At 42.8% G+C, this 25,254-nt stretch carries 25 protein-coding genes, 2 pseudogenes and 1 riboswitch; of the genes and pseudogenes, 9 read left to right on the top strand and 18 right to left on the bottom strand.

The genetic code is table 11. The features are described 5' to 3' along the window. Nucleotides 1–25 precede the first annotated feature (25 nt). The 4 genes from AOX59_RS01080 to AOX59_RS01065 form a co-directional block, all read right to left on the bottom strand. The gene (locus AOX59_RS01080) at nucleotides 26–1,387 is read right to left on the bottom strand and encodes a TrkH family potassium uptake protein (protein ID WP_068440600.1); all 1,362 of its coding nucleotides are present in this window, start codon (nucleotides 1,385–1,387) and stop codon (nucleotides 26–28) included. Between the two features lie 237 nt (nucleotides 1,388–1,624). Further along, complete coding sequence (locus tag AOX59_RS01075) at nucleotides 1,625–2,035, bottom strand: YwpF family protein (protein WP_068440597.1); 411 nt, start codon at nucleotides 2,033–2,035, stop codon at nucleotides 1,625–1,627. 28 nt (nucleotides 2,036–2,063) lie between these two features. Then, entirely contained in the window at nucleotides 2,064–3,089 is a 1,026-nt protein-coding gene (gene moaA / locus AOX59_RS01070; RefSeq protein WP_068440595.1) for a GTP 3',8-cyclase MoaA, read from the bottom strand. Nucleotides 3,090–3,164: 75 nt separating this feature from the next. Further along, nucleotides 3,165–4,436 (bottom strand): molybdopterin molybdotransferase MoeA, encoded by a 1,272-nt coding sequence (locus AOX59_RS01065; RefSeq protein WP_068440593.1) that lies wholly within the window; start codon nucleotides 4,434–4,436, stop codon nucleotides 3,165–3,167. A 278-nt stretch (nucleotides 4,437–4,714) separates the two neighbouring features. On the opposite strand from AOX59_RS01065, the gene AOX59_RS01060 reads away from it, so the two are divergent. After that, nucleotides 4,715–5,455, top strand: a complete 741-nt coding sequence (locus tag AOX59_RS01060; protein ID WP_068440590.1) for a hypothetical protein — start codon at nucleotides 4,715–4,717, stop codon at nucleotides 5,453–5,455. Nucleotides 5,456–5,549: 94 nt separating this feature from the next. On the opposite strand, the gene AOX59_RS01055 is transcribed toward AOX59_RS01060, so the two are convergent. Further along, nucleotides 5,550–5,999, bottom strand: coding sequence for a hypothetical protein (locus tag AOX59_RS01055; protein WP_068440586.1), 450 nt, complete (start codon nucleotides 5,997–5,999; stop codon nucleotides 5,550–5,552). Between the two features lie 294 nt (nucleotides 6,000–6,293). Here AOX59_RS01055 and AOX59_RS01050 point away from each other — a divergent pair, with 294 nt between their 5' ends. The 7 genes and pseudogenes from AOX59_RS01050 to AOX59_RS01020 all read left to right on the top strand — a co-directional run bounded on the left by AOX59_RS01050 (nucleotide 6,294) and on the right by AOX59_RS01020 (nucleotide 9,979). After that, nucleotides 6,294–6,500, top strand: a complete 207-nt coding sequence (locus tag AOX59_RS01050) for a DUF1657 domain-containing protein (RefSeq protein ID WP_068440583.1) — start codon at nucleotides 6,294–6,296, stop codon at nucleotides 6,498–6,500. 51 nt (nucleotides 6,501–6,551) lie between these two features. After that, nucleotides 6,552–7,004, top strand: coding sequence for a YhcN/YlaJ family sporulation lipoprotein (locus AOX59_RS01045; RefSeq protein ID WP_068440579.1), 453 nt, complete (start codon nucleotides 6,552–6,554; stop codon nucleotides 7,002–7,004). A gap of 17 nt (nucleotides 7,005–7,021) precedes the next feature. Beyond that, the gene (gene spoVAC / locus AOX59_RS01040) at nucleotides 7,022–7,501 is read left to right on the top strand and encodes a stage V sporulation protein AC (RefSeq protein ID WP_068440577.1); all 480 of its coding nucleotides are present in this window, start codon (nucleotides 7,022–7,024) and stop codon (nucleotides 7,499–7,501) included. Then, nucleotides 7,501–8,517: a stage V sporulation protein AD gene (spoVAD, locus tag AOX59_RS01035; RefSeq protein ID WP_068440575.1), complete on the top strand. Its 1,017-nt coding sequence runs from the start codon at nucleotides 7,501–7,503 to the stop codon at nucleotides 8,515–8,517. Before spoVAC ends, spoVAD begins: the two co-directional genes overlap by 1 nt. Next, nucleotides 8,514–8,863: pseudogene (spoVAE, locus tag AOX59_RS01030) on the top strand (stage V sporulation protein AE). Before spoVAD ends, spoVAE begins: the two are co-directional and overlap by 4 nt. Further along, a complete protein-coding gene (locus AOX59_RS01025) occupies nucleotides 8,835–9,074 on the top strand; it encodes a DUF1657 domain-containing protein (protein ID WP_237049342.1) in 240 nt (79 codons plus the stop codon). Before spoVAE ends, AOX59_RS01025 begins: the two are co-directional and overlap by 29 nt. A gap of 47 nt (nucleotides 9,075–9,121) precedes the next feature. Beyond that, the gene (locus tag AOX59_RS01020; protein ID WP_068440573.1) at nucleotides 9,122–9,979 is read left to right on the top strand and encodes a DUF421 domain-containing protein; all 858 of its coding nucleotides are present in this window, start codon (nucleotides 9,122–9,124) and stop codon (nucleotides 9,977–9,979) included. A 68-nt stretch (nucleotides 9,980–10,047) separates the two neighbouring features. Here AOX59_RS01020 and AOX59_RS01015 read toward each other — a convergent pair whose 3' ends face one another. The 13 genes and pseudogenes from AOX59_RS01015 to AOX59_RS00960 form a co-directional block, all read right to left on the bottom strand. After that, nucleotides 10,048–11,034, bottom strand: a complete 987-nt coding sequence (locus AOX59_RS01015; RefSeq protein ID WP_068440570.1) for a zinc-binding dehydrogenase — start codon at nucleotides 11,032–11,034, stop codon at nucleotides 10,048–10,050. Then, nucleotides 11,031–11,975: an ArsA family ATPase gene (locus tag AOX59_RS01010; protein WP_068440567.1), complete on the bottom strand. Its 945-nt coding sequence runs from the start codon at nucleotides 11,973–11,975 to the stop codon at nucleotides 11,031–11,033. Before AOX59_RS01010 ends, AOX59_RS01015 begins: the two co-directional genes overlap by 4 nt. Nucleotides 11,976–12,027: 52 nt before the next feature. Beyond that, a complete protein-coding gene (locus AOX59_RS01005) occupies nucleotides 12,028–12,285 on the bottom strand; it encodes a cory-CC-star protein (protein ID WP_068440565.1) in 258 nt (85 codons plus the stop codon). Between the two features lie 154 nt (nucleotides 12,286–12,439). Continuing rightward, nucleotides 12,440–14,185 (bottom strand): carbon starvation CstA family protein, encoded by a 1,746-nt coding sequence (locus tag AOX59_RS01000; RefSeq protein ID WP_068440562.1) that lies wholly within the window; start codon nucleotides 14,183–14,185, stop codon nucleotides 12,440–12,442. A 183-nt stretch (nucleotides 14,186–14,368) separates the two neighbouring features. Then, the gene (locus AOX59_RS00995) at nucleotides 14,369–14,836 is read right to left on the bottom strand and encodes a helical membrane plugin domain-containing protein (RefSeq protein WP_068440559.1); all 468 of its coding nucleotides are present in this window, start codon (nucleotides 14,834–14,836) and stop codon (nucleotides 14,369–14,371) included. Next, a complete protein-coding gene (gene fdhF / locus AOX59_RS00990; RefSeq protein ID WP_068440556.1) occupies nucleotides 14,829–17,780 on the bottom strand; it encodes a formate dehydrogenase subunit alpha in 2,952 nt (983 codons plus the stop codon). The genes AOX59_RS00995 and fdhF overlap by 8 nt, the downstream gene beginning before the upstream one ends. 181 nt (nucleotides 17,781–17,961) lie before the next feature. Continuing rightward, nucleotides 17,962–19,233 carry an L-lactate MFS transporter gene (locus AOX59_RS00985; protein ID WP_068440553.1) on the bottom strand — a complete coding sequence of 424 codons (1,272 nt, stop codon included), beginning with the start codon at nucleotides 19,231–19,233 and terminating at the stop codon, nucleotides 17,962–17,964. A 366-nt stretch (nucleotides 19,234–19,599) separates the two neighbouring features. Beyond that, complete coding sequence (locus tag AOX59_RS00980) at nucleotides 19,600–20,979, bottom strand: Glu/Leu/Phe/Val family dehydrogenase (protein ID WP_068440550.1); 1,380 nt, start codon at nucleotides 20,977–20,979, stop codon at nucleotides 19,600–19,602. A gap of 97 nt (nucleotides 20,980–21,076) precedes the next feature. Next, a pseudogene (locus AOX59_RS00975) lies at nucleotides 21,077–22,497 on the bottom strand (hypothetical protein). Between the two features lie 109 nt (nucleotides 22,498–22,606). After that, entirely contained in the window at nucleotides 22,607–22,738 is a 132-nt protein-coding gene (locus AOX59_RS20425) for a hypothetical protein (RefSeq protein ID WP_257720697.1), read from the bottom strand. Nucleotides 22,739–22,838: 100 nt separating this feature from the next. Next, entirely contained in the window at nucleotides 22,839–23,411 is a 573-nt protein-coding gene (thiT, locus tag AOX59_RS00970; protein WP_068440546.1) for an energy-coupled thiamine transporter ThiT, read from the bottom strand. Nucleotides 23,412–23,527: 116 nt separating this feature from the next. Further along, a riboswitch (TPP riboswitch) is annotated at nucleotides 23,528–23,632 on the bottom strand. An 81-nt stretch (nucleotides 23,633–23,713) separates the two neighbouring features. Further along, complete coding sequence (locus AOX59_RS19950) at nucleotides 23,714–24,040, bottom strand: hypothetical protein (RefSeq protein WP_068440542.1); 327 nt, start codon at nucleotides 24,038–24,040, stop codon at nucleotides 23,714–23,716. Between the two features lie 15 nt (nucleotides 24,041–24,055). After that, nucleotides 24,056–24,514, bottom strand: a complete 459-nt coding sequence (locus tag AOX59_RS00960; protein ID WP_068440540.1) for a DUF6884 domain-containing protein — start codon at nucleotides 24,512–24,514, stop codon at nucleotides 24,056–24,058. Between the two features lie 170 nt (nucleotides 24,515–24,684). Here AOX59_RS00960 and AOX59_RS00955 point away from each other — a divergent pair, with 170 nt between their 5' ends. Then, nucleotides 24,685–25,221, top strand: coding sequence for a YceI family protein (locus AOX59_RS00955; RefSeq protein ID WP_068440537.1), 537 nt, complete (start codon nucleotides 24,685–24,687; stop codon nucleotides 25,219–25,221). Nucleotides 25,222–25,254: the final 33 nt, after the last annotated feature.

The following is a 25,254-nucleotide window of genomic DNA, read 5'->3' as shown; positions in this document are numbered from 1 at the left end:
CCTCCCCCAAATGGACAGACAGCGATTATCCTATGATCATTTTTTCTTTTGGATAATGATATTTTCCACTTCTTTTGTTGTCTTGGAAAATGAATAAAAATGTAATAATGCCTACTCTTCCAATAAACATTAAAATCATGATAACGGTTTTGCTGAAGGCTGATAGATTTTCTGTTATACCCAATGAGATACCTACCGTTCCAAACGCTGAAGCAACTTCAAATAGAATAGGAATCACATCGAATGGTTCAGCAATTAGCAAAACAACTGTCGCTGTAAACACAAAAATAAGCGCCATTAAGGTTACGGTTACAGCTTTTAACAAATCTTCCTCATATACTTCACGATTAAACAGGCGTATATTGCGCTTGCCTCTGGCATATGTAACTATAAATATAACAACTAATGCAAATGTTGTTGTTCTGATCCCTCCGCCGGCACTGCTCGGTGAAGCGCCGATAAACATAAGGAAAGACATAACTAAATGGTTTGGTTCTGAAAGCTGGCTGATATCCATCGTGCTCAAACCGCCGCTCCGTGTCGTAATCGACTGAAACAGAGAATAAAACAAAACTTCATGCCAGGACTTGTCTCTGAAAAATCCATCTATATCCAGCAACACGATAAAAATGGTGCCAAAAACGATCAAGCCAAAAAACGTTAAAGTCGTCACTTTTGTAAACAACGTAAACCTGAACGGAACTCGGCTGTTACCTTTGGCAAATAAGAAAGATTTCATTTCTATCAGTACAGGGTAACCAATAGCACCAAAGATAATCAGCAGCATATTGATAAACTGCACGAAATAATCATTCCGGAATAACACGAGAGACTGCCCCGTTATATCGAAGCCGCCGTTTGTGGTTGCACTGATGGCACCGAAAAATCCTTGAAAATAAGCTTCTTTTGCGGTTGGAAAATACTGCAGAAAATACGTCCCCAGAATCAAAAAGCCAATCAGTTCAATAATCAGAATAACGACTAAAATTTCCTTTACCAGACGGACGATGCCAGCAAATGATGTCTGATTCTGATCGGCCATAATCAGCCGGCGTTCTCTCAGTCCGATTTTCTTTCCAATAAGCATCCAGATAAACGTACCTACAGCCATTACACCCACGCCGCCTAATTGGAGTATGACCGCCAGCATGACAATCCCGGTTGTACTAAACGTTTCTGCAATTGTTACCGTGCTGAGCCCCGTTACACTTAGTGCACTGACAGCTGTGAACAGTACATCGATAAAAGGCAGGGTTACGCCTTCCTGATGGGCTGCCGGCAATGCCAGAAGTACCGTGGCTGCAATAACGGCTATAAAGTAAAATAAAAAAATCAGCTGTACCGGTGAGAGCCAGTTTATCCAGCGGAACAAAGAATGTCTAAACATATACAACACCCTGCATCCTCAAATCATATTATCGGTTTACTTACAAAAACTTAACATCATTATAGCAGTCATTGCACTTAAATGCCTCAAATTTCGACAATTTTTCACCGGAAAGAACTCTTTTACAAAAAACTTTAAAAACAGCACTCAAAAAAACAGGGTGCTGATCATTATGTGATCAGCACTCCTGTAGGCTTTGTTATAGCGTATTTTGCTCTGTAACCGAGCCCTTAAACGTTAAATCTGCTCTTTAAATTTTTCCAACAAGTCTTCTCCCTGAAAGCCCTGTTCGATCAGCGCTTTCAGCTTCTTTTCAATGATTTCTTTTCGCTGATCAACGATCGTTCCCATGAAAAGCACATTGATTTGCTCGCCAATCTGATTCATATCAATGATGGCCGTAATGAAAGTGGCTGGTCTGTTGCTCTCTTTCGTAATCTTAACCTGGATTAACACTTCGGCGTTATCTTTTCTCAGATTATGGAAAAAGTCATATTGATTTTTATCAAGATAAGCTTCAACTACCCACCGGGACGCCTCATCTTCTCGATTGATAATCAAGCCATCCAAAAGAGGGATTGATTGCTCCAACATGTCAGCATCCTCGTTATCAATGACCTTTAAAGAACTCAGCTTAAATGTTTTCACACCTTCACCCTCCTTTCACCAATCATTTTTAACCGCCAATATAAGACATCTCAATCTTCTTGCGGTTGCGTTGTGTTTCTTCAGTCCGTTCTTCAGAATAACGATCTTTACGCCGGCCCCATAGGCTGGTCAATTCTTGCTCCAATGCATCGTTTGATAATTCATCCTGCCGCATTTTTTCCCGAATATCAAAACCGTCTGAAGCAAAAAGACATGTGTAAAGCTTTCCGTCTGCCGATAACCGGATTCTGGTACATGTGCCGCAGAAGGAATCGGTTACTGAAGATATAACACCGATTTCTCCTTCGCCATCTTTATAGCGATACCTGGAAGCGACCTCGCCGTAATAATTTTCTTCTGCCGGTTCAATCGGCAGTTCCTCATTAATTGTATTGATGATGTCTTTTTTAGAGATGACATGTTTGAAATCCCATCCATTATGATTTCCGACATCCATAAATTCAATAAAGCGCAAAATAATATCTTTTCCTTTGAAATAACGAGCCATCGGCAGTATCTGGCTGTCATTCATACCTTTTTTGACGACCATATTGATTTTTATGCCGAGTCCTGCCTCTTTTGCTGCTTCGATCCCTTTTAATACCGGACTCGAGCCGACACCTCTTCCGTTAATGTCTTTAAAAACATCATCTTCAATTGCATCCAGACTGATATTGACACGTTCCAGCCCTGCAGCTTTAAGTTTTTTAGCCATCTTCGTCAACATGACAGCATTTGTCGTCAGTGCGATATCTTTAATGCCCGGAATGTTGGCCAGTTCGGCAATTAAATGATCCAAGTTTCTGCGCATCAGCGGTTCACCACCGGTAATGCGGATTTTTTCAACGCCGAGACGAGCAAATGTATTAGCAAGCCGGATAATTTCATCAAAGCTCAACAGTTCTTTTTCCGATAAAAACACGTAATCCTCACCGAATATTTCCTTAGGCATGCAGTAAGTACAGCGAAAATTGCATTTATCAATCACTGATATGCGCAAGTCTTTAAGTACTCTTCCGAAATGGTCTTTAATTGGCGCTGTTTCATTATTCACAGAAACCTCTCCTTTATTGAGAAAACTTGGCTTGTAACCAGGTCTTTGTGACACAGACATCCATCCGTTGTCAGCTTATTCAAGCAGAAATTCTGACTGGCCTTGTTGATCATTCAATAGCATTGCTTCAACTTCGTCCCCTGCTTTAAATCCTCGTGTGCCGCCCGGTAATATCATCAAGCTGTTGGAATGGGCCAGCGAGGTCACAACATTGGATTTATCAATTCCCGCAAGATTAGCATTCACTCTGCCATTTTCATATGTGATATAACTTCGTACAAACCGTGTGAACGGGTTAGGTTTCGGAAAATCATTTGCCAGTATTGCTTTAATCCGCCGTAGAAAAGGCGTCTGATTAAATAAATAATACTGGATGGCAGGTCTGGCAAAAAGTTCAAATCCGACATAGCATGCAGAAGGATTTCCTGATAACCCGTACAGCAATTTCCCCCCTGCTGCTGCTACGGTTGTGACACTTCCCGGACGCATTGCCACTTTGTTAAAAAGGACATCAGCATCGAGCTTTTCGTAAATTGCCGGCATTAAATCAAAATCACCAACCGAGACGCCGCCTGTTGTTATTAATATATCAACTTCATTCAGTGCCTGTTTAATTGTTTCATAACTGGTCTTTAATTCATCTTCCAATTTCCCAAAATACTTATACTCAGCGCCTGCTCTGATAATCTGTGATGTGATCATATAAGCATTGGAATTGCGGATTTTGCCCGGCTTCAATTCCTCATCAACGTCCAGCAATTCAGTGCCCGTTGCAATGACGCCTATCACCGGCTTTTTGGCAACTTTGACCTGACTATACCCAAAAGTGGCCAAAACAGCTTTTGTACCGGGGCTTATTAATGTTCCCCGATTAATCAGCTTTTCCCCGTCCGCAACTTCTGATCCTTTCTCGATAATATTTTGTCCTGAGGCAATCGTTCGTTTAACGGACATAAAGGAGCGATTATCCTGTTCATGTACTTGACATATTTCAAACATGGCAATACAATCAGCGTCTTCTGGAATTTTGGCACCGGTCATAATGCGTGTTGCCTGACCTTTATGTAATCTTTTTTCCGGCAATTGACCAGCCCCGATATGCTCCACGACTTCAAATGTCATTGGATTATCCCTATCCGCTTCCAATGTGTCTTCTGAACGCAGCGCAAAACCGTCGTACGGTGATTTAGGAAACGGCGGGACAGGATGTTTGGCAACAATATCCTCCGCCAGCCTTCTATTGTCACAGTCATTAATGGAAACGAATTCTGCTTTCCCATTTAGCCTGTGGTCCCACACATGACTGATTGCTTCTTCGACCGGAATTGGTTTCCTCACTTCTGCCATGAATTATCAAACCCTCCGTATCTAATGCTTGCTTTAAACTAAGTTTAACAAAAATACCGATAAATTGATATCACAGGTATCCTTCCGTTGTTTAGGAAGATTATCAGCGGAAAAACGCTTTACAAAATATATGTGCAAAAAAAGCATCATAAACACCTTTGAAATGGTCCAAAGCAGAGCAAGTGATAGATCAGAGGTGTTTTTTATTGTTCAGGACTTCTTTCAGCTCTTATTTCTAGTATAATGGATAAAAAGATTTGATTGAAGGGGGCGGTGGTATGGGAAAGAAAGCTTTTGTTTTTATAGCTCTCATGTTTTTGATGGCATGCAACGAGGAACCGGTCATTGTCAAATCTGATTCACCCCCGGAAGATTCCACCCAGGAACCGGAAATCGTTGAACAGGAAATTGAAGATGGTGATGAGAAAGAAGTTGATGAATTTATTGAATTTGCCCTCCCGGAAGAAAAAGTTATGGTAAATCTAAAAATGGTACCCATTTTAAACAGTTATTTACAGGCTGTACAAATGCGTGAAGAAGCAATTGAACAAATGACACTTCTGCCGATACAAGCAGCTGACAGAAATCTGTATTTACTTGAATTCTCTTGCCATGAATCAACATCATGCTCCTATTTATTGCTGGACCGGACCGAAGAAAACAGAACATATTTAATTGCTGACTTGGCAACACTGGTACAGAAAACCATGTCACCTGACGAGAAAAAAATGCTGTTCCATTTTAATCGGGAAGAATCTCATCCGCCGCTTTCTGACATTGTTGTCATCGATCTTAACTCCTGGGAACAGAAAACACTACGCAATCAAACCGATGATGTGGATGTACTGGATTATACATGGCCAATACTGGACGCGAAATGGGTCTCACCCGACAGTATTTCCGTAATCGTTCCGGAGGTCCCGGAACCATCTGCTGAACAACTGAAACAATGGGAAAATAACAATAAACCGGAAAGAGACATTGACTTCATAGTAAACGAAACTGAAACAGCAAAATAATGATTTAAATTAAAGCATCCGATGCCGGGGTTCTTTTTGGTCTGACTTCCGGCCTCTGACCTCTGCAAATGCGAAGCAGGTAAAGTTTTCGGACTTAATTAAACTCCAATTCTTCCTGATGATTAATGGTTATAAACTTATCATTGACCATGAAACGTGCTTCGCAAAACAATATGTAGGTGCCACTCCTTGGCGCTTCAAATGTTTTCGGACCTTGCGGGTGGTAGCTATTGCCTGTATTTAACGTTTTAGTCATAGTACTGCCTGTATAATCATGATTCTGATTTTTGAATGATACTGAAACGAGCGGTGTCTGATGTTCTACTTCCACAGACCCCTCCCCGACATACTGAAGAGCCCTTGACACCTGAAAACCCTCTTCCATACTTTCCACGCGAATATGTAAAATAAAATCTTCCTGCTGCGTTGCATTTGTATTGCCATTTGTAAGCTCAGCCTCTGCCTCCTGCCCATAAAAGAAATAAGAGACGATAGCAAGGATACATACCGCAGCCAATGCAGAAATCACCAATATTCTTTTCATATCCAGCCCTCCCCCACTTTTATATATGACGAATTATCCTGCCGAAAAGTTCCAGAATATTAAACGAAAATTTAATTTTTGTTTGATACCCTTATCAAATTATGGGCTCGTTAAAAAGCTTCGACCATGAGCCCGATGAAAAAGGTAAAAAATAGAAAGCATAAATAATGGGATTAAATAAAATTATAAAGAGTGTAGTGCTTAGAAAAACACCGGCCGACAACGACCATGTTTTTCTGCAAACTTTTTCACCTGTTATAAATACATTCCCGTTCTAAAGGAGGATAAATCAACATGACTGTTTCATCCCAGGTTAAACAGACAATAGCCGGTCTTAAGAGTGCACAGGCGAGCTTTGAGCAATTCGCACTCCAGACAGAAAACAAACAAGCTAAGAAGCTTTATGAAAATGCAGCCAATCAGACCCAAACGATTCTGCAATCGGTCGAACCTCGCGTACAGCAAATGGAACAAGAGGAACCGCAGTATAAAGGTTTTTAAATAAGGAGGCTGGCCTTAAAAGCCAGCCTCCCTCAAATCTGGAGGTTAGATATGCGTGCCTTAAGATTCCTTATGATATTTAGTCTTGCTGGAATTCTGATCGGCTGCAACGATCCAAATCCACCGGAAGCAAATGACGATATTAATTACAGCATGATTTCAACCAACAGCTCTATTAATCAAACCGCTGCAAATCAGGCTAAGGAAAGCTTGAGACAGCGTGACGACATCACAGCCATACATGCTGTCAATACAGATAATAAAATGATTCTTGCATTTGAAATAAAACACCATAAGCGGTTCCAGCTGGCCGATTTGAATAAAAAAATCCAAAAACAATTGGACGAAGAATTCCCTGACCTGGACGTTGAGGTTTCCGCCGATAAAAAACTGGTCCTTGAGCTCAAAAGTCTGGAGAAAAAAATCAATGATCGCGACATTTCAGCAAAGAAGTTAACCAAAGAAGTTGATCGTCTTATTAATCTAAAGAAGGACAAAACGTAAAGGAAGCGTGAGAATGTATGGCAGATAACAAGAAGAAAAATTTACCGCCAAATGCTCAAAGGTACCAAGCCTTTGCCGACAAAAGAGAAGTGAAACGTCCATTACTTAAAAATTGCATTAAAGCTTTTCTCATAGGTGGCTTCATTTGCTTTATCGGCCAGATCATATCCACCATTTATGTTTATTTCTTTGGGTTTACGGAACAGACGGCAGGAAACCCGACGGTTGCAACGTTAATTTTCATCACCATGTTCTTGACGGGTTTTGGTGTGTACGATCGTATTGGCCAATTTGCCGGCGCCGGGTCGGCTGTTCCGGTGACCGGGTTTGGAAATGCAGTTATTTCTTCAGCAATTGAGCATCGTTCTGAAGGCCTTATCCTTGGAGTTGGCGGCAATATGTTTAAATTGGCAGGCCCTGTTATCGTTTATGGGGTATTTTCGGCGTTTGTCATCGCCTTGATAAAAACCATTTTGATTGAATGGGGTGGTCTCTAATGTTAGAAGGACATCGGACATGGGTTTTTGACAATCACCCGGTCATTATCTCCACAGGGACTGTCGGTGGTCCGTTTGAAGCAGGTGGGAATGTTCCGGAAGCATTTGATATATTGCATGATGATATGTGGCTGAAGCAGTCATCATTTGAAAAAGCCCAGCGCATCATGATGGAAGAAGCCAGTCAGACAGCTGTCAAAAACAGTCTTATTCAAAAAGAACACGTGAATTTTTTTATCAGCGGTGATTTAATCAACCAAATCACACCGAGTAACTTCGCAGCTAAAACGCTTGATGTCCCGTATTTAGGATTATTCAGTGCCTGTGCAACATCGATGGAAAGCCTGGCACTCGCTGCCTTCATTATTAACGGTGATGGGGCAGATTACATTTTAAGCGGCACGGCGAGCCATAATGCTGCAACCGAAAAACAGTTTCGTTACCCAACTGAATATGGTGGTCAAAAGCCCCCTACTGCGCAATGGACTGTTACCGGGGCAGGTTGTGCCTTAGTTGCTAAAAATGGCGAAGGTCCAATTGTCACATCAGCCACCATCGGCAAAGTCGTTGATATGGGAATGTCAGATCCGTTTAATATGGGAGCTGCCATGGCGCCTGCTGCTGTCGATACCATTGAAACCCATTTACGAGAGCGGGATATCGATCCATCTTACTACGATTTAATCATAACAGGCGACCTTGGCCATGTCGGCCGGGAAATTTCGCTGGACATGCTGCGGGAGAAAAACATCCCCATTCAAGAAGAAAGCTATCAGGACTGCGGTCTGACCATCTACCGCGAAGGTCAGCCGGTACTCTCGGGGGCAAGCGGCACCGCAAGTTCAGCAGTAGGTGTTTATGGTCATTTTTTAAAATTAATGAAGGATGAGCAGTTAAGCCGCATTCTTGTCGTCGCCACCGGTTCACTGCATTCCCCGTTAAGTGTTCAGCAGAATGACGCGATTCCGTGCATCGCCCACGCTGTCTCGATTGAGTCAGGAAGTGATAGTCAATGATATTTTTCTGGGCATTTGTTATCGGCGGGACAATTTGTGTCATTGGCCAGATTCTTTTTGATGTGTTTAAGCTTAATCCAGGGGTCACTTTAACCATCTTTGTCATCTCCGGGGCGATCCTTGATGGTTTAGGATTATACGATCCGCTCATTGACTTTGCAGGGGCAGGAGCAACTGTTCCAATAACAAATTTTGGCAACCAGCTTGTTCATGGGGCCATGCAAGAAGCTGAACAACACGGTATCATTGGGTGGTGACCGGTATCTTCGAAGTAACCAGTGCCGGTATATCGGCTGCCATTATTTTCGGCCTAATCGGTGCTTTCATTTTCAAACCGAAAGGATAGGATCAAAATTACTGTCAGCTCACAAGTAAAAGGATGTTTCGCATCTGTTAAAAATATCGAAGCAACACTTGAATCCCTTTCAGCAAAAACTCGGGACCAGAAAGCAGACGAAATATTCAATGACGTCCGGAATACAATGCGAACCGTTCAAAATGACCTGGAAAATCAGGTGCTGCATTTGACCAAAGAAGAACCTCAATATAAAAGCTAAGTTCATCAGAATCGTAACAGATAACCATCATAAAGGAATGATTCTCTATGCCAGGTTGGGCAGAAATATTGACGCGTTCAGTCGTTTTTTTAATCGTCTTATTTTTAATTACCAAAGCACTCGGCAAAAAACAAATGTCACAGCTGGATATCTTTCAATATATTACGGGTATTGTTATTGGCGGTATCATTGCCATACATGTGACCGATGTGACGACAAATGTAATGTACGGCTTACTGGCACTGGCTGTGTGGCTTGTGATTCCGATTACCATTGAATTCATGCAGCTTAAGAGCAAACGATTCCGTAATCTCATCCAAGGGAACGGAACCGTTTTAATCCAAAATGGAAAGATTATGGAAGACAATTTAAAAAAAGAGCGCTATACGACAGATGACCTGCTCAAAGAGCTCAGGAACAATAACATCTTCAATGCACGCAATGTAGAATTCGCCGTTCTTGAGCCAACCGGAAAAGTCAATGTGCTTCCCAAAAAAGAAAATCAGCCGATTACACCGAAAATACTCGGCGCAAGCGTTGCTCCGGAAAAGGAACCCCAAACAGTGGTTATGGATGGTAAAGCCTTGCTGGAACCTTTGGCCAATGCGTCATTGAATACGAATTGGCTGGAAACGGAACTCGAGAAGATGAATATCAGCATTGAAAATGTTTTTCTTGCCCAAGTCGACAGTGACGGTCAATTAACAGTTGACTTATACGATGATAAACTGACGGTTCCCGTGCCAACTGAGAAGCCGCTTCTGCTGGCTTCAATGAAAAAATGCCAAGCTGACCTCGAATTATTTGCTCTGGCCACCGAAAATCAGGCATCCAAACAGCTTTATCAGCGGAATAGTGAGCGGATGCAGCAAGCAATTGACAAGATCACGCCTTATTTGCAATGAAGCGCAATCAGGCATAGCTTTTAACTATGGAACACAAAAAAGACTCTCCAACATGAAGAGTCTGCTCGTTATGATTCACTGACATTCAGGACGACTTTCCCGAATTGTTTCGATTCTTTCAGATACTCAAGGGCGTTTTGTGCGTCATCCAGCAAAAATGACCGGTCTACCGCCGGATGGATCTGATGCTCGTCGATATATGCCAGCATGGCTTGCAGTTCTTCCTGACTGCCCATTGTCGTACCGATAAGCTTATATTGCCCGTAGAAAAACTTGCGCAGATTCAGTTCAACTGTATCGTCTGTTGTGGCGCCGAATGTCACAAAGCGGCCGCCTTTTTTCAGTACATCAAGAGACCGGTTAAATGTGGCCTCTCCTACACTGTCAATGACAATATCGATTGTCTCATCTTTCAGTTCGAAAGACCAGTCACTATTGGTGTCAATCGCGCGGTCAGCACCCAGTTCAAGTGCCTGGCTGCACTTCTCCTCACTTCGGGAAGAAACAATTACACGTGCACCGGCTTTCTTGGCAAATTGAATCAAGTAAGTTGCCACACCGCTTCCGGCACCCGGGATAAACAATGTATCTTCAGCCCGCAAATTTCCTTTAGTAAATAACGCCCGGTATCCTGTCAATCCTGATAACGCAAGCACACCTGCTTCTTCCCAGGATAAATGCCCGGGTTTCTTTTCGAGTTGTTCTGCGGGCAAAACGATTGTTTCGGTAAATGTGCCATTATCAGGCATCCCAAGAATATCAAATTGTTTTGGCGGTGCTTCCGTATTTTCGTACCAGCCAAGCGACGGGTTAACTATCACTTCATCCCCAACAGAGAATTCAGAGACACCTTCACCGATGGCCTCCACAACACCAGCGCCGTCAGAACCAAGAATTAATGCACCCGCATCATTTCCTCTGCGATCCGGCACAGCTACATCGCGGCGATTAAAACCGGCCATTTTGATAGATACCTTAACTTGTCCATGATCAGCGAAAGGCACACTCATATCTTTTATTTTCAGTTTTCCGTATTCATGTACAAATGCTTTCATCTAACAATGTCCTCCTCCTTATAATACTGACTAATTGTTTCAAGATGTTCTTGTTTAATTATATCATGTGGGAACAACGGAACATAAATTTTCTCCTGCTTTTGAAATTCTTTTCTAATCATTTCCATATATTGCTGCTCGTGTTCTCTTCGTTTAAGCAAAAATTCGCCATCTGCATCGTCAGGCAAAATTTTATTGACGATCAGAGTTCTCACATGCAAATGGTACTGATCGAGTAATTCAATTGCTTTTTTCGTTTCTTCAATCGGCAGACGTTCCGGATTAAGCACAAAAACAAAACCGGTTAAGCTGCCATCAAGCAATATTTCCCGTGCCTTGGAAAAACGCTCCTGACGCTCTTTTAACACATCATAAATCGGGTCTTCCACAGGGTCACCGTCGTTAAGCAAAGCCGAGTAATTTTCATTTGTCTTCTGCCGTTTTTTTAGCATGCCTTCAATCCAAACACCCATTAATTCCGGCAGTGACAAAAGTCTTATTGTATGACCTGTCGGCGCTGTGTCAAAAATCAGCTTATCGTATCCATCACTTTCTTCTAATATGATGGAAATCAATCGATCGAATAACGCTGCCTCGTCTGCTCCGGGTGAAGCCTTCGCAGTATCAAGCTGACGATGGACTTCTTCCATCATGCTTGACTGCACAACATTTTGGATATTCGCTTTCACACCTTTAATATACGCGTCAGTCTCAATAGCCGGATCGATTTCAAGCGCAAACAGATTTTCAGAAACATTTGTTGTACTGCCGCCAATCGATTGATCAAAAATATCACCTAAATTGTGAGCCGGGTCAGTGGAAATCAATAATGTGCGGTGCCCTTTTCCGGCGGACTTCCATGCGATCGCCGCAGCAGTTGTCGACTTGCCGACACCGCCCTTTCCACCGACGAAAATAATCTTTTTATTCAGGACTTCCATCCGGCATACTTCCTTTCTGTCATCAGTTTCAAAAAAAGCTGTATTTCCAATCCTAGCAGCAGCGAATACCTGTCAGTGGTGACTTATCCATGCCCATGCGCAGGTGCCAGTCATGAAACTCTTCAATCATATACGGATACAGTTCAAGTGTGTAATAATAAACCGGATTTGGAATGCCAATCATTTCGGAATATAAAAGCAATAAAAATAAATCATCCTGATCACGCAGTTCCCTGGCGATTTCCTGGCGATGCGGCATACTTAACACCTCTTCATAAAACGCCACAAGTCTCTTGAGTTGTTCAAGCATGATCTCACCTCTTTATAAATCCTAAAGGGATCAGCACAATGCTTGATCCCTTTTGTTCTAAGATAAGAAAGTATATCACTGTAGCTGACTTTTCCAGTCTAACTTTAAGGCTTCTGACCTCTGGAAAGACGAGGCGGCAGCCGAAGTTTCTTACCTATTTTATATTTTCATCCAGGTCCTCTGGTGAGTCCATATTGCGCGTTAATGTACTGAATGCTGTCAGAACAATCCAGACGGCAAAAACAAATATGATGGAACCGAGAACAAACAGAAGCAATTTCGGATCGCTTCCGAACCAGGACCATTCAAACAACACCTGTTCAAACATCGCCCACAGTGTCATGAACATCACAAAAATCATTGGAATCAATGTCACTAAATAGTTGCTTCCCCGCCTTTTAAGCCATATGGAAACGAGAAGCAGACTGATACCGGCCAAGAGTTGATTGGACGTACCGAACAGCGGCCAAAGCAGATACCCTCCGGAGCCAAATCCTCTTGATCCTTCAGGCATCAATACCAAAATAGTACTTGCTATAACCGCAACAGATGTTGCCACATGCATTTTAGTCAGCGCCGGCACTTTATATTCTGTACCGAGCTCAGCAATGATGTAACGCATCAGCCTTACAGATGTGTCAAGACTTGTTGCTGCAAAACTGACAACGATAATCGACACAATCGTTGCGGCAATATCAACAGGAATCCCCAGACCGGAAGCCAATACACTTGCACCTTCAACAAACACATTCAAACCGGCCTCATTAGCTGCCGTAAAACTGCTGTAGGTTCCAAAAAATTCATCCGTGTTACCAAAAAATGTCACGACTGCCAGGATAGAAATTAACGCGAGTGCTCCTTCACCGACTGCTCCAAAGTAACCGACGAAACGAGCATCCGTTTCTTTGTCAATCTGCTTGGAAGATGTCCCGCTTGACACCAGACCATGAAACCCGGATATGGCACCACATGCAATGGTGATAAATAACAGCGGGAACCATGATGTGTCAGCGCCCGGATTTGTAACCGGCGCGGTAATTTCCGGATTGGTGAACAGCAAACCTAAATACAGAATGCCCAGTCCGACTACAAGCTGGTGGGAATTAATAAAGTCTCTCGGCTGAAGAAGTTTCCAGACCGGCAAAGTCGACGCGATGTACACATAAACCATTAAGACCAGAATCCAAATGAAGAAAGCGCTATTGACGGCGCCAAGTCCAAATAAACCGGCACTGCCTTCGCCTCCAAAGTATGAAACCAAATCGATCTGTAAAAAGCCTACACGACTTGCCAGAACTGCTGCCAGATACATGACGGCAAGTGCAATGACCGAGGGCAAAAGCATTTTTGTTTTACCCTTATACACGGCATACCCAATCCAAATCGCAAGCGGAATTTGAATGAATACGGGCAGGACGCTTGCCGGGAACGAAACAAATAGATTGGCAATGACCCAGGCAAATACAGCATTTACCATTAATACAAGAATAAGGATGATAAATAAGAACAGAATCTTAGCCCGTTGCCCTATCAGCTTATTTGCCAGTGTGCCAATCGACTGTCCTTTATTGCGGATCGATATGGCCAGCGTCCCGAAGTCATGGACACCCGCTGCTAATACGGTTCCCAGAACAACCCACAAAAGCGCAGGCAACCAGCCCCAATAGACCGCAATAGCAGGCCCGAGAATCGGTGCTGCCCCCGCAACTGACGTGAAATGGTGACCCCACAGTACAAATTTGTTTGTCGGCACAAAGTCGACACCATCTTTGTATTTATGAGCCGGCGTCACATAGTCGGGATCAAGACGAAAAATCTTTTCCGCTATAAACTTGGAATAATAGCGGTAGCCCAGTGCAAAAACAACCAGACCAAGAACGGCAATTAAAATACTATTCACTTTCTCTTCCCCCTTTTCGGAAAGTTCACAAGATAAAACCCTCCATCTATTTTATGTCATATCGGTTTTTGATAGTACAACTCTATTTTATTCTAAATACACGCAAAAGTAAATATTGCAAATTCTTATTGTTTTAAAAATAGCCCTGACAACCTTTGTGAATGATTGTCAGGGCTATACGTGCTAATCTTTTCCCATGCCTCGTAAAAACTGCAGCAACATGGTGACGCTACGGTTAATTTCCGGATCTTTCAGCGCTTTTATCAGATCCATATACGACGTTTTCTCCGACACTTCTGAGGCAGCTGCCTCCTTCACACCATGATTCAGACGACCGGCAAATGCCTGGAGGTCCTCCATATTCATATCACCTAACATCAATAGAAGATTTGTCAGGTTCTCCAGAATCGTTGAATACTCGGGCTTGTTTAACTCCCGCATAACATGCTCCAACGCATCTTCACGATGTTTAACAAATGCATTTACCATATCCAATGTCCCGCTTTGATTCAAGGTTTCCAGCAAATCGATTCCTTTTAAGATGGCTTCCTTATTTTCACTGACGGACTTTACAACCTCATCAAGATTCTTTTCCTGAATCGTTTCTTCAGGAACCTCCATACGTTTAATTCTGGAAATTTGCTCAGCCACGCTGCTTCACCTGACCTCCCGGAAATTCATAGTCGTTTCGTTCCCATTTCCGCTCTGGCTGAACACCGATTTGCGGCTGCGGATTTCCGCGACGGTAATTATTCGGCGGCAACGGGCTTTTGCCTTTCTTCTTGATGACTTCCATTTTGACGGCTATCTCTTTGAAAGCAGGTGTATCAGTATCTTTATCAACACTATTGTCGGTTAAGTAATTGACGGCTGTTTTGCCGTTATCATTCAATGGCAAATACAATTCCCTGCCGCTCACTCTGTCTGTAATGTGCACGGAGCCTGTCACTTCACCGGATTCAGAAATCAGTTTCACTTCAGCACCTTCGTTTATGCCGCGTTCTTTCGCCAGCTCAGGCGATACTTCAATAAAAGCACTGGGCATTTTACTCGAGATGGCTTTTGATTTATAGGTCATATTGCCCTCATGAAAATGCTCAAGCACTCTGCCGTTATTGACATGTAGATCATATTCGTCGTTCGTCTCATACATCAGTTCGTAGTCCAATAGATACAGTTTTGCTTTATTATCTTCAAATGGAAACCCGTCTACAAATAGAAGTGGCGAATCTGTGCCATCTGCAGCAACCGGCCATTGCAGGCTATTATAATCGGTCAGTCTGTCATAGCTGACACCGGCAAATAACGGTGCAAGGGAAGCGGACTCATCCATAATATCAGATGGGCTGTTATATCCCCATTCATATCCAGATCTCGCCGCCAAATCCATGATGATTGCCCAATCCGGTCTGGAATCGCCGACAGGTTCAAGTGCTTGGTATAGGCGCTGAATCCGCCGTTCGGTATTTGTAAACGTACCTTCTTTTTCAAGGCTTGGAACTGCAGGTAAAATAACATCGGCATATTTCGCTGTTTCTGTTAAAAACAAATCCTGGACAACCATGAATTCCAGCTTTTCAAAAGCGTCGGTCACGTAATTAATATTGGCATCAACAATGCCGGTATCTTCACCGAGAATATACATCGAATGCAGCGTGCCTTCATGAATGGCACCGATCATTTCATGGTTATCCTTGCCGGGCTCAGCCGGAATCTCAACACCCCAAGCATCTTCATAACGCTTACGGACCTTATCATCGGCCACTTTCTCATAACCCGGGAAGAAATTCGGCATGCTTCCGAAATCACTGCAGCCCTGAACATTATTATGCCCGCGCAATGGATAGGCACCGGTTCCATTCCGCATATAATTGCCGGTAACCAGAAGCAGGTTGGAAATAGCTGTGCTTGTATCACTGCCAAGCTGATGCTGTGTTACCCCCATTGCCCAGCAAATCGCCAGTTTACCCACGTTCGCAATTTGTTCAGCAATTTGTTTCAGTTCATCTTTGGAAATGCCTGTTAATTCTTCAGCATAGTCTAACGTGAATTTTTTCAAAGATTCTTGATACGCATCAAAATCGTTCACCCATTTATCGATAAACGCACGGTCTTCCCAGCCCTGATCAATAATGTATTTCGTTACCGCAGACAGCCATACCAAATCTGTACCGCTTTTCGGCTGGAAGAACCGGTCCGCACGAGTTCCCATTTCATGTTTCCTTAGATCAAACACGTACAATTTCTGCCCGAATAATTTTTGCGAGCGCTTAATCCGTGATGCCAGCACCGGATGGGACTCTGCTGTATTGGATCCGATTGTTATGACCATATCAGCATCTGCAATATCATCGATCGAACCGGAGTCACCCCCATGTCCGACTGTTCGGAAAAGGCCTTTCGTTGCAGGTGACTGACAGTAACGCGAGCAATTATCCACATTGTTAGTGCCGAAAACTTGACGCGCCAATTTCTGCATGGTATACGATTCTTCGTTGGTAGCCTTTGAAGAAGCAATAAATCCTAACGCATCTGGACCTTTATCAGCTTTAATGTCAGCAAACCGTTTAGCTGTATAATCCAGTGCTTCGTCCCATTCAACCTCGACAAAAGAGTCACCTTCACGGACCAGCGGTTTTCTCAGCCGCTCCTCCGAGTTCACGTAATCCCAGCCGAACTTTCCTTTTACACACGTTGAAATTCCGTTTGCAGGAGAATCTTGCTGCGGCTCGACTTTCAACACTTTATGGTCTTTTGTCCAGACGTCAAATGTGCATCCAACACCGCAGTATGTACACACAGTCTTAGTTTTTTCAATGCGATCTTCCCGCATTGATGCCTCTGTATCGGACACAGCAAACAATGGCCCGTAACCTGTTTCTGCCTTTTTCGTCACATCAATCATCGAGCGCAGCAGGCCTGGCTCGTGATCGGTCATATAGCCTGCTTCCCCGAGCATTGGTGTTTCCATCAGCGCGTTACATGGACAAACCGTGACACATTGCCCGCAGCTGACACATGAGGACTCATCAATCGGGACATCATTATCCCAGACAACCCGCGGCTGTTCCCGCTCCCAGTCAATCAGCAATGTCTCATTGACCTGAACATCCTGACAAACTTCCACACAGCGCCCGCACAATATGCACTGATCGGGATCATAACGGTAAAAAGGTGATGAATCATCAATCTCATATGGCTTCGGCTCAAATGGACGCGATTGGTGTTCAAGTCCAAATTCGGCTACTGTATTATGAATTTCGCATGTGCCGTTATTGTAATCACAAACAGTACAGTACAGTTCATGCTTTTCCAAAATACGGTCAAGTGCTTCCTTCTGAGAGGCGCCGACACCTTCCAGCTGTGTGTTCACTTCCATCCCGGCTTTAACTTCTGTCCCGCAGGCGCGCACGATTTCACCGTTAACGGCTACCATACACGTGTCACACGTCTGGACGGGGCCGAGTGATTCGTTGTAGCAGATTTGCGGTACAAATTTGCCCGTTGTGTTAATCAAATCAAGCAGATTCTGATCAGGGGCTCCCAAATACTCCGCTCCGTCAATTGTCACCACGACATGCTCCTGGTCCTGCATGTTATTCCCTCCCCAGTTTTTAATGAACGCCTTTACACATGGTTACAACCTAATTTTCATAATTTAATATTTAATTCCTTGTTTTTTAAATATTATAACATATTAATAAAAAAGAAACAGGAAAACACTTTCAAAGACAATAAAGATCCTTTAGAAACAGACAATCCTACATCTGCTTAACTTAAAAGGTTGAAGCCTGTGAATTATTTATATTTATTTTTTCTTCTTTCATTTTCCGCAAAACAACTCTTATCCAAAGGGAAATTACTAGAGATAATACATGCATTCCACCAAATATAACCAAAACCAATTGATAGCTATTTGTATTGTCATAGATCAATGACAGCAACATTGGCCCGACGACACCGGCAACCGCCCAGGCAGTTAAAATATAGCCATGTATTGCACCAAGCTGTCTGGTTCCAAACAAGTCACCGATATACGCCGGAACAGACGAAAACCCTCCGCCATAGCAAGATACAATAGCATACACTAAAATTTGAAATAAGATTACCGATGTTATAATTGGCAATAAGAAGTAGGAAACAGTGCCAATAATAAAAAATATGGTATACACATTCGGTCTTCCGATATAGTCTGAAATTGTAGCCCATCCAAGTCTGCCGACACCATTGAAAAGCCCCATTATCCCTACCATTGTCGCACCAGCTACAGCGGACATGCCAGTTATTTCCTGCCCTATTGGGGATGCAACAGAGATGATAGCAATACCTGTTGTAACATTAAGAAATAACATCATCCACAACATCCAAAAAGGTTTCGTTTTAATTGCCTGATTAGCAGTCATTTGCGAAAGATCCTCTTTTTCTTTCTTTGGTTCATCAGCTATTTCATCCTTCATACCCTTTGGTTTCCATCCTTCGGGAGGTGGGGACAAATATTGTGATGCAGCCATCATAATGACGAGATAGCTTGCTCCCAAAATATAAAATGTATTTGGAATGCCTACTGAACTGACTAGTGCTTCTCCTGCAGGACCACTAATCAGCGATGCAAAGCCAAAACCCATAATAGCAAGCCCTGTTGCCAGCCCCCGATGATCTGGAAACCATTTTACAAGCGTTGATACTGGTGCTATATAACCAATACCGAGTCCAATTCCGCCGATGATACCATAAAAAAAGTACATTAAGGTCAGTGATTCATAAGCAGTCGCAACCCCTGTACCCATAACACCTGCCCCAAAGAAAAGCGCGGATAACATACCGGATATACGAGGGCCCCGTTTCTCAACAAACTTTCCCATAAATGCAGCAGAGAATCCAAGAAGAAAAATTGCAATACTGAAGGCTAATGAAATCTGGCTTGTGCTCCAGCCAAACTCATCAGCCATTGGGTTCGTAAATACGCTCCAGGCATACGCTGACCCTATACAAATATGTATACCAACCCCCGATAAAGCAATTAACCAACGATTTTTCACTTTCGCCACGCTATCCCTCCCAGTATAATGTAATCGATTACAAAAACCTGTTAAAAATACCTTGTTTGCACTTATACTTTCACAATAAACTATATATTCAAATTATTTGAAATAAAATTACCATTTTTTATTAAATATGTCAAATTTTTACTAAAGTTTATGGAACACTATATCTTAGTTGCATTTATGCATAAAGCATGTATCTTTCCTAATTGCAAAAAAAGACATTCTGTAAAAGAATGCCTTTTCTATAAGGTAAGAAAGTATATCTCCTCACATGACTATTTCGCTGGTTCATCAATTTCTTCAAATCTGACTTCAGGCTTTGACCTTCGAAAAAACGTGGCGACAGCTGAGTTTTTCTTCTCATTCACACTAATATAATTTACCTTGTCTATACGTAATGATTGAAATCTTCATGACAGCCTGGATGTAGCAGTTTTGCCGCAATGGAAACGGGTCGCCATAAAATTGCGGATAAATCGTGTCAAACGTTGCTTTCATCTTATCAAACATGCGATCATAAACTTCCGGCTCAGTGAGGAATTGGGTTTCCCGCCCCTGGAGCCATTCCAGATAGGATACGATGACACCACCGGCATTGGCCAGGATGTCCGGAATGATAATAACCCCGTTATCGCTCAAGAAACTGTCCGCTTCACTTGTAACAGGAGCATTGGCCGCCTCAACAATTACTTTAGCCTTTACGTCTTTCATGTTTTTTTCATGAATCTGTCCTTCAAGGGCAGCAAGTATCATGACATCTGTATCCAGCGTCAAGAGATCGTCACGATGATGTGTGGACGCTTTCACACCTGCCTCATTAAGTTCCTCCTCATTTGTCGGCAAATCACCTTTATGATCTTTTGAGAAGTCAATTAAATTCGTTATATCAAGACCATCTGCATTATACAGCATGACATTGTGATCACTCACCGCAATGACTTTATTATTTAAGTATTGACATTGCTGTGCTTCTCTGGCGGCAACTGACCCAACATTGCCGAAGCCCTGAACGGCAACGGACAGCTTTTTATCGATATGTTTAATCGCATTTTGGGCAAACCGGTTATCCAATTCCCTCAGCCATTTTTCACGATTTTTGACGAAGTCGTGGAACATATACCGGAACGTAAAGTACACACCTTTGCCTGTAGCTTCTTTTCGTCCCAATGAACCACCATTGATAACACTTTTTCCAGTGAAGCTGCCTCTGTAAGGATAGCCCGGATGGATGTTTTTATACTCACCCATCATCCAATCCATCTCACGCTCACCGGTTCCCATATCAGGTGCCGGTATATCTTTATCAGGTCCCAGTGTTTCATTAAAATTTTGTACATACTTTTTGCAGACCAGATTAAGTTCTTTATTCGTATAATGTCTCGGGTTGATAATAACGCCGCCTTTTCCACCGCCAAAAGGGACTTCATGCAAGGCATTTTTTAACGTCATTAAAGCTGCAAAATTTCCGGTCTCTTTTTCAGATACTGTTTCATGAAAGCGTATTCCACCTTTGTATGGCCCTAAAATGGTGTTGTGCTGAACACGAAAAGCAGGAATGCGTTCCACTTCCCCATTTTCGCGCGCTACCCGCAAGTATGTTTTTTTAACGTGATCGGGAGTAGATAGAATTGAATGAAGCGAAGAAAAAGCGCGCTGCCGTTCCATACCATCCAACTCCGGCAAAAATGAATGATCATCCATTAATGCATCTAAAGATTCTTGAACGATTTCTCCAGTATTGCTTGCCATCTTATCACCTTCTGTCTTTGATATTTGAATAATTATTGGTTCGCATATGTTATATAACCGTTTATCACAAAATCGTAACATTTTTACCTGAGAATTACTAGAATATGACCAATGCAAGAATGGCAGAAACGAATAACCCGAGCATCACCGGCGCGAAGTTTTTCCTGACCAGTTCCATAACAGATACCCCACAGAAACCGGCAATCGCAATCAGTGAAGACCAGGCAACAATCGTTCCACCCCCGGTCCAGATCGACCCCATCTGTCCGATGGCAGCGAGCGTCCCTGCATCAACCGAAGCTGTTTCCAGTGATGCTGCCAGAGCGCCTGTCAGCGGCAGCCCGGAAAAACCGGAACCGTCAAGACCGGTTATAATGCCAATAATAAGGATACTAAACACCGTCAATAACGCACTTTCCGGCAAATAACCCTGTGATGCTTCAACCAAATCAAAAAGGAATGCGGGCGCATTTTCTTCGATACCAAGAATGCTTCCTGAAAAGTCCGAACTGCCCATAAAAAAGAACCCTGCAATCGGGATAACCGGTCCCATTGCTTTAAATGCAAAGACAAATCCTTCTGTAATGTGGTTTGTGATGTAGTCCAACGATTTCTGGCGGCCGAATGCGATCGTGGATAACAACAGCAATATGACGGCTACACCACCGACGAAAGCTGCGCCATCCCGCCTTCAAACCCCGTCATCCTTCCTGAATTAAGTTTTGCATACATCATGTAAATAACAACAGCCAAAAGGGATACCGGAACCAGTACCGCAAAAACTCTGCTCCATGTGTTTAAATGAATTGACTGTGCTTTGTTTTCGGATTCTTTTTCCATTTGCATCTGATTCATTTCAATTTCATTCATCTCACTGTTTTTTGAGCGGATGGTTTTTCGGTACAACATATATGCTGTCCCAATGGCAACAAAGCCTGCAATCAACGATAAGACAATTGCTTTATCCGCGACGAGCGCTGTGTCAATCCCTGCTGATGTCGCCGAGAGATTTGGAGCAACCTGCACGATATAGTCAGAGGACAATGCCATCCCCTGCCCCGCCAATGCAACGGCAACTGCCGCAGTCATTGCCGGGAGCCCCGACCTGATGGCTGCCGGGACAAGCAGCGCACATATTAATGGTACTGCCGGTGTCGGCCAAAAGAATAAGGATATCACGTAGGTTACCGCTACCAGCACAAAAAATGAAATGTGACCATTGACCATTAATTTCTGGATAGGCTGAATCATTCGTTTATCAGCACCAAGATCCCGCAACGAATACAACAAAGCGATCATAAAGGTAATAATCAAAAAGATATTGAAAAGTTCTTTCGCTGCGACGAGGTTGGCATTAAAGATTGCAGTAAAGCCATCAACAATACTGCCTTGATAAACCCAGGCGACTAAAAAGGATCCCAGTAAGGTTGGCAAAACAACGCCCTTACGAAAAATCATCGTTAAAATTATTATTAATGTGAATATGATGTATAGCCAATGTGAAAGGGTTATTTCCACGTCAGACACTTCCTTTCTAAACTGTGCTATAGCCTATGCACATCGAAAGGAAGCGGTGATTACGCCTCGAATTTCATCCATTAAATTGTGAACTTCGCGATTTCCTCCATTATGTCGATTCTTTATCATCAGCACACGCATTGCAAAGAAGTTTACCATTTTCATGAACACCATCAAAAAAGCCGTCTTCGCAATAAACATTCTTTCCGCATGACTGGCACTCACCGATAAGTTCCTGCATCAAGTCACCCTCCTTTTTCCTCAAGTATACAAAAAAATGACCCTTAAGCGAACAAAAGGGTCATTTTTCCAATTAGTCTGTGAGCGGATTTTCAATTATACTAGGCTGTTTGCACGAGCGTTTTTGGCTGCTTGTGAAATAAAAAGAAAACCACAATAGCACTGATAACAAGCGATGGAATAATATACGAAATGTTGTAAAGCAATGAATAAACCCAAACAGATTGGCCATCAACAGCTGATTCAAAAAACACGACACCAGCTGCAAAGTGCGCCGCAAATCTCAGCATGCTGCCAAGTATAACACCTAATGTTATATAAGTGAGATAAGTTTTCGTCTCACCGGATTTAACAGCTTCCTGAATTTGCTTACTAAAGACACCGGCAAATCCAATAACCGTAAAGGCCAGTGCATAATCAATAAAACCCTGGAGCGGATGCAGCACATAACCTGTACCGACGGCAACTTGCAGAACTCCCCATAAAAATCCCGACAAGAGGCCGCCCCTCAGGCCCCAGCGGAATGCCACAATGAAAACCGGTATCATTGCCAGAGACACTGAACCACCCTGAACCCAGAGCTTGACGGACAAAAACGGAATAATATCCAGCATCAATGCCAGGGCTGTAAACATCGCCACTTCAATTAAAAATAACGTACGATTGGAACGCATGAATCTTCCTCCCCTTTAACCGGCAACCAGATGCTGCCTGCTTATTTTGCATACAAAAAAAGCAATGCCAAGGGGAAGCTTCCTGATGGGGAAATTCCGCTCACATTGCTATCGTTCCATCAATAAAGCCACCATTCCTGCGCTAGTATTAACTAACAGGTTCGAAGGGTCAGAACAGACATCTGTTCACTCTCAGCCAAACGGCTCCCCTGCAGGCTTTTAAATTATGCTTTTTTTGTTAAATTTATTATAACTTGTTTGTGAACCATTTTCAAACGCTTTAACTCTATCGCTCTTATCTTCTATTTCTGGTCGCGGCGTGTTATCGGAATCACGCCATTTGTAATTTTACCGGCTATTGCAGTGAAACTGACCGCTGCAGCTACTATGATAACAACGATACCAAGAAATTTAATAATAAATCCGGTAATATCACCCGATATGGCATCCGTTATAAAACGACTGCCATAAAAGAGTATGACACCTGCAATACTGATAATGCCAACAAATGTAACGAGTACACCGGCAGTCTGCATGATGGACAATTTCTTCCACGTCTCTTTGTGTTTAAACCCGACATATATGATATAAGCAATAAGGATAAGTGCTATAAGCAATGGTCGTGTCATGGTATCTTCTCCTGTTTATTTATGAATGGGCTGATTCGCCTCCGTTGATTGCTTGAGCGCCTGCAATATGTAGCCAATACCGCCAAATTGCAGCAATGGATACGTTTTGGGCATATCATCCGGAAATGTTCCATTAATAATAGGTTTATATTTTTTCCCGGTCAGAACCACTAGTTTGTCGAATTGATCCAACTGTTTATTTTTCATCTGCCGTATCAATTTATCAAATGTTATGATCTCATCATTCTTCCGGTTAAATGTGACATCATACTGACCATCCACCTCATCCTCAGCGAATAAAAAACCATGTTTGGCAGATAATATAACCCACTGATTGGTAAACAGCTGCGCATATTCCCGTGTACGCTGATGCAGTGTCCCGATATAGGCATCTTTTGCCGCCACCGGCCCCAGCTCCGGTTGTTTATCCCAAATCTTTTTCCGACCACACGGAATGATGCTTAATTCCTTCATGCTGAACCACCCCAAATCTATTTACAGTATAGCACGGGAATTATGTTTAGCGAAATATGCACCGGGGAAAAGTTAGACTGAATTCAAAATAATTTTCGTTTGTTACTTGACACTAGCAATTTATCATTATATACTAAGTTACAGAAAGTAACCAATGGAGGGAATTAATTATGGCAAAAGAAACATTTAATGTCGACACAGTACACAGTGAAATCGGATTTTCAGTAAAACATATGATGATTTCAAAAGCGAAAGGTCATTTCAATGAGTTTGACGCTGTTATCGAGGCTGACCCGGAAAATCTGGAAGATGCAAAGGTAGAAGCAACTATTGATGTATCCAGTATTGATACAAAAAACAAAGACCGTGATGACCACTTGCGCTCAGGCGATTTCTTTGATGTTGAAAATCATCCAAAAGCAACGTTTGTCGCCAATGACATCAAGAAAAAATCAGACAACAATTATGAAGTCACAGGAGACTTTACATTGGTTGGCACTACAAAGCCAGTTACATTTAATGTTGTTTCTGAAGGTCAAAGCAAAGACCCAATGAGCGGAAATATCGTAGCCGGTTTCAGTGGTGAAACAAAAATCAACCGTAAAGACTTTGGTCTGACATGGAACGCTACATTGGAAACAGGCGGCGTACTTGTAGCCGACGAAGTACGAATCACTTTCGAAATCGAAGCACACAAAGCAGAATAATAACCTAAGCAAATGTCACCATCACGGTGGCAT

It is taken from the genome of Lentibacillus amyloliquefaciens, from assembly GCF_001307805.1.
Lineage (GTDB): Bacteria > Bacillota > Bacilli > Bacillales > Amphibacillaceae > Lentibacillus > Lentibacillus amyloliquefaciens.
This window is presented reverse-complemented; position numbering and strand designations above follow the sequence as displayed.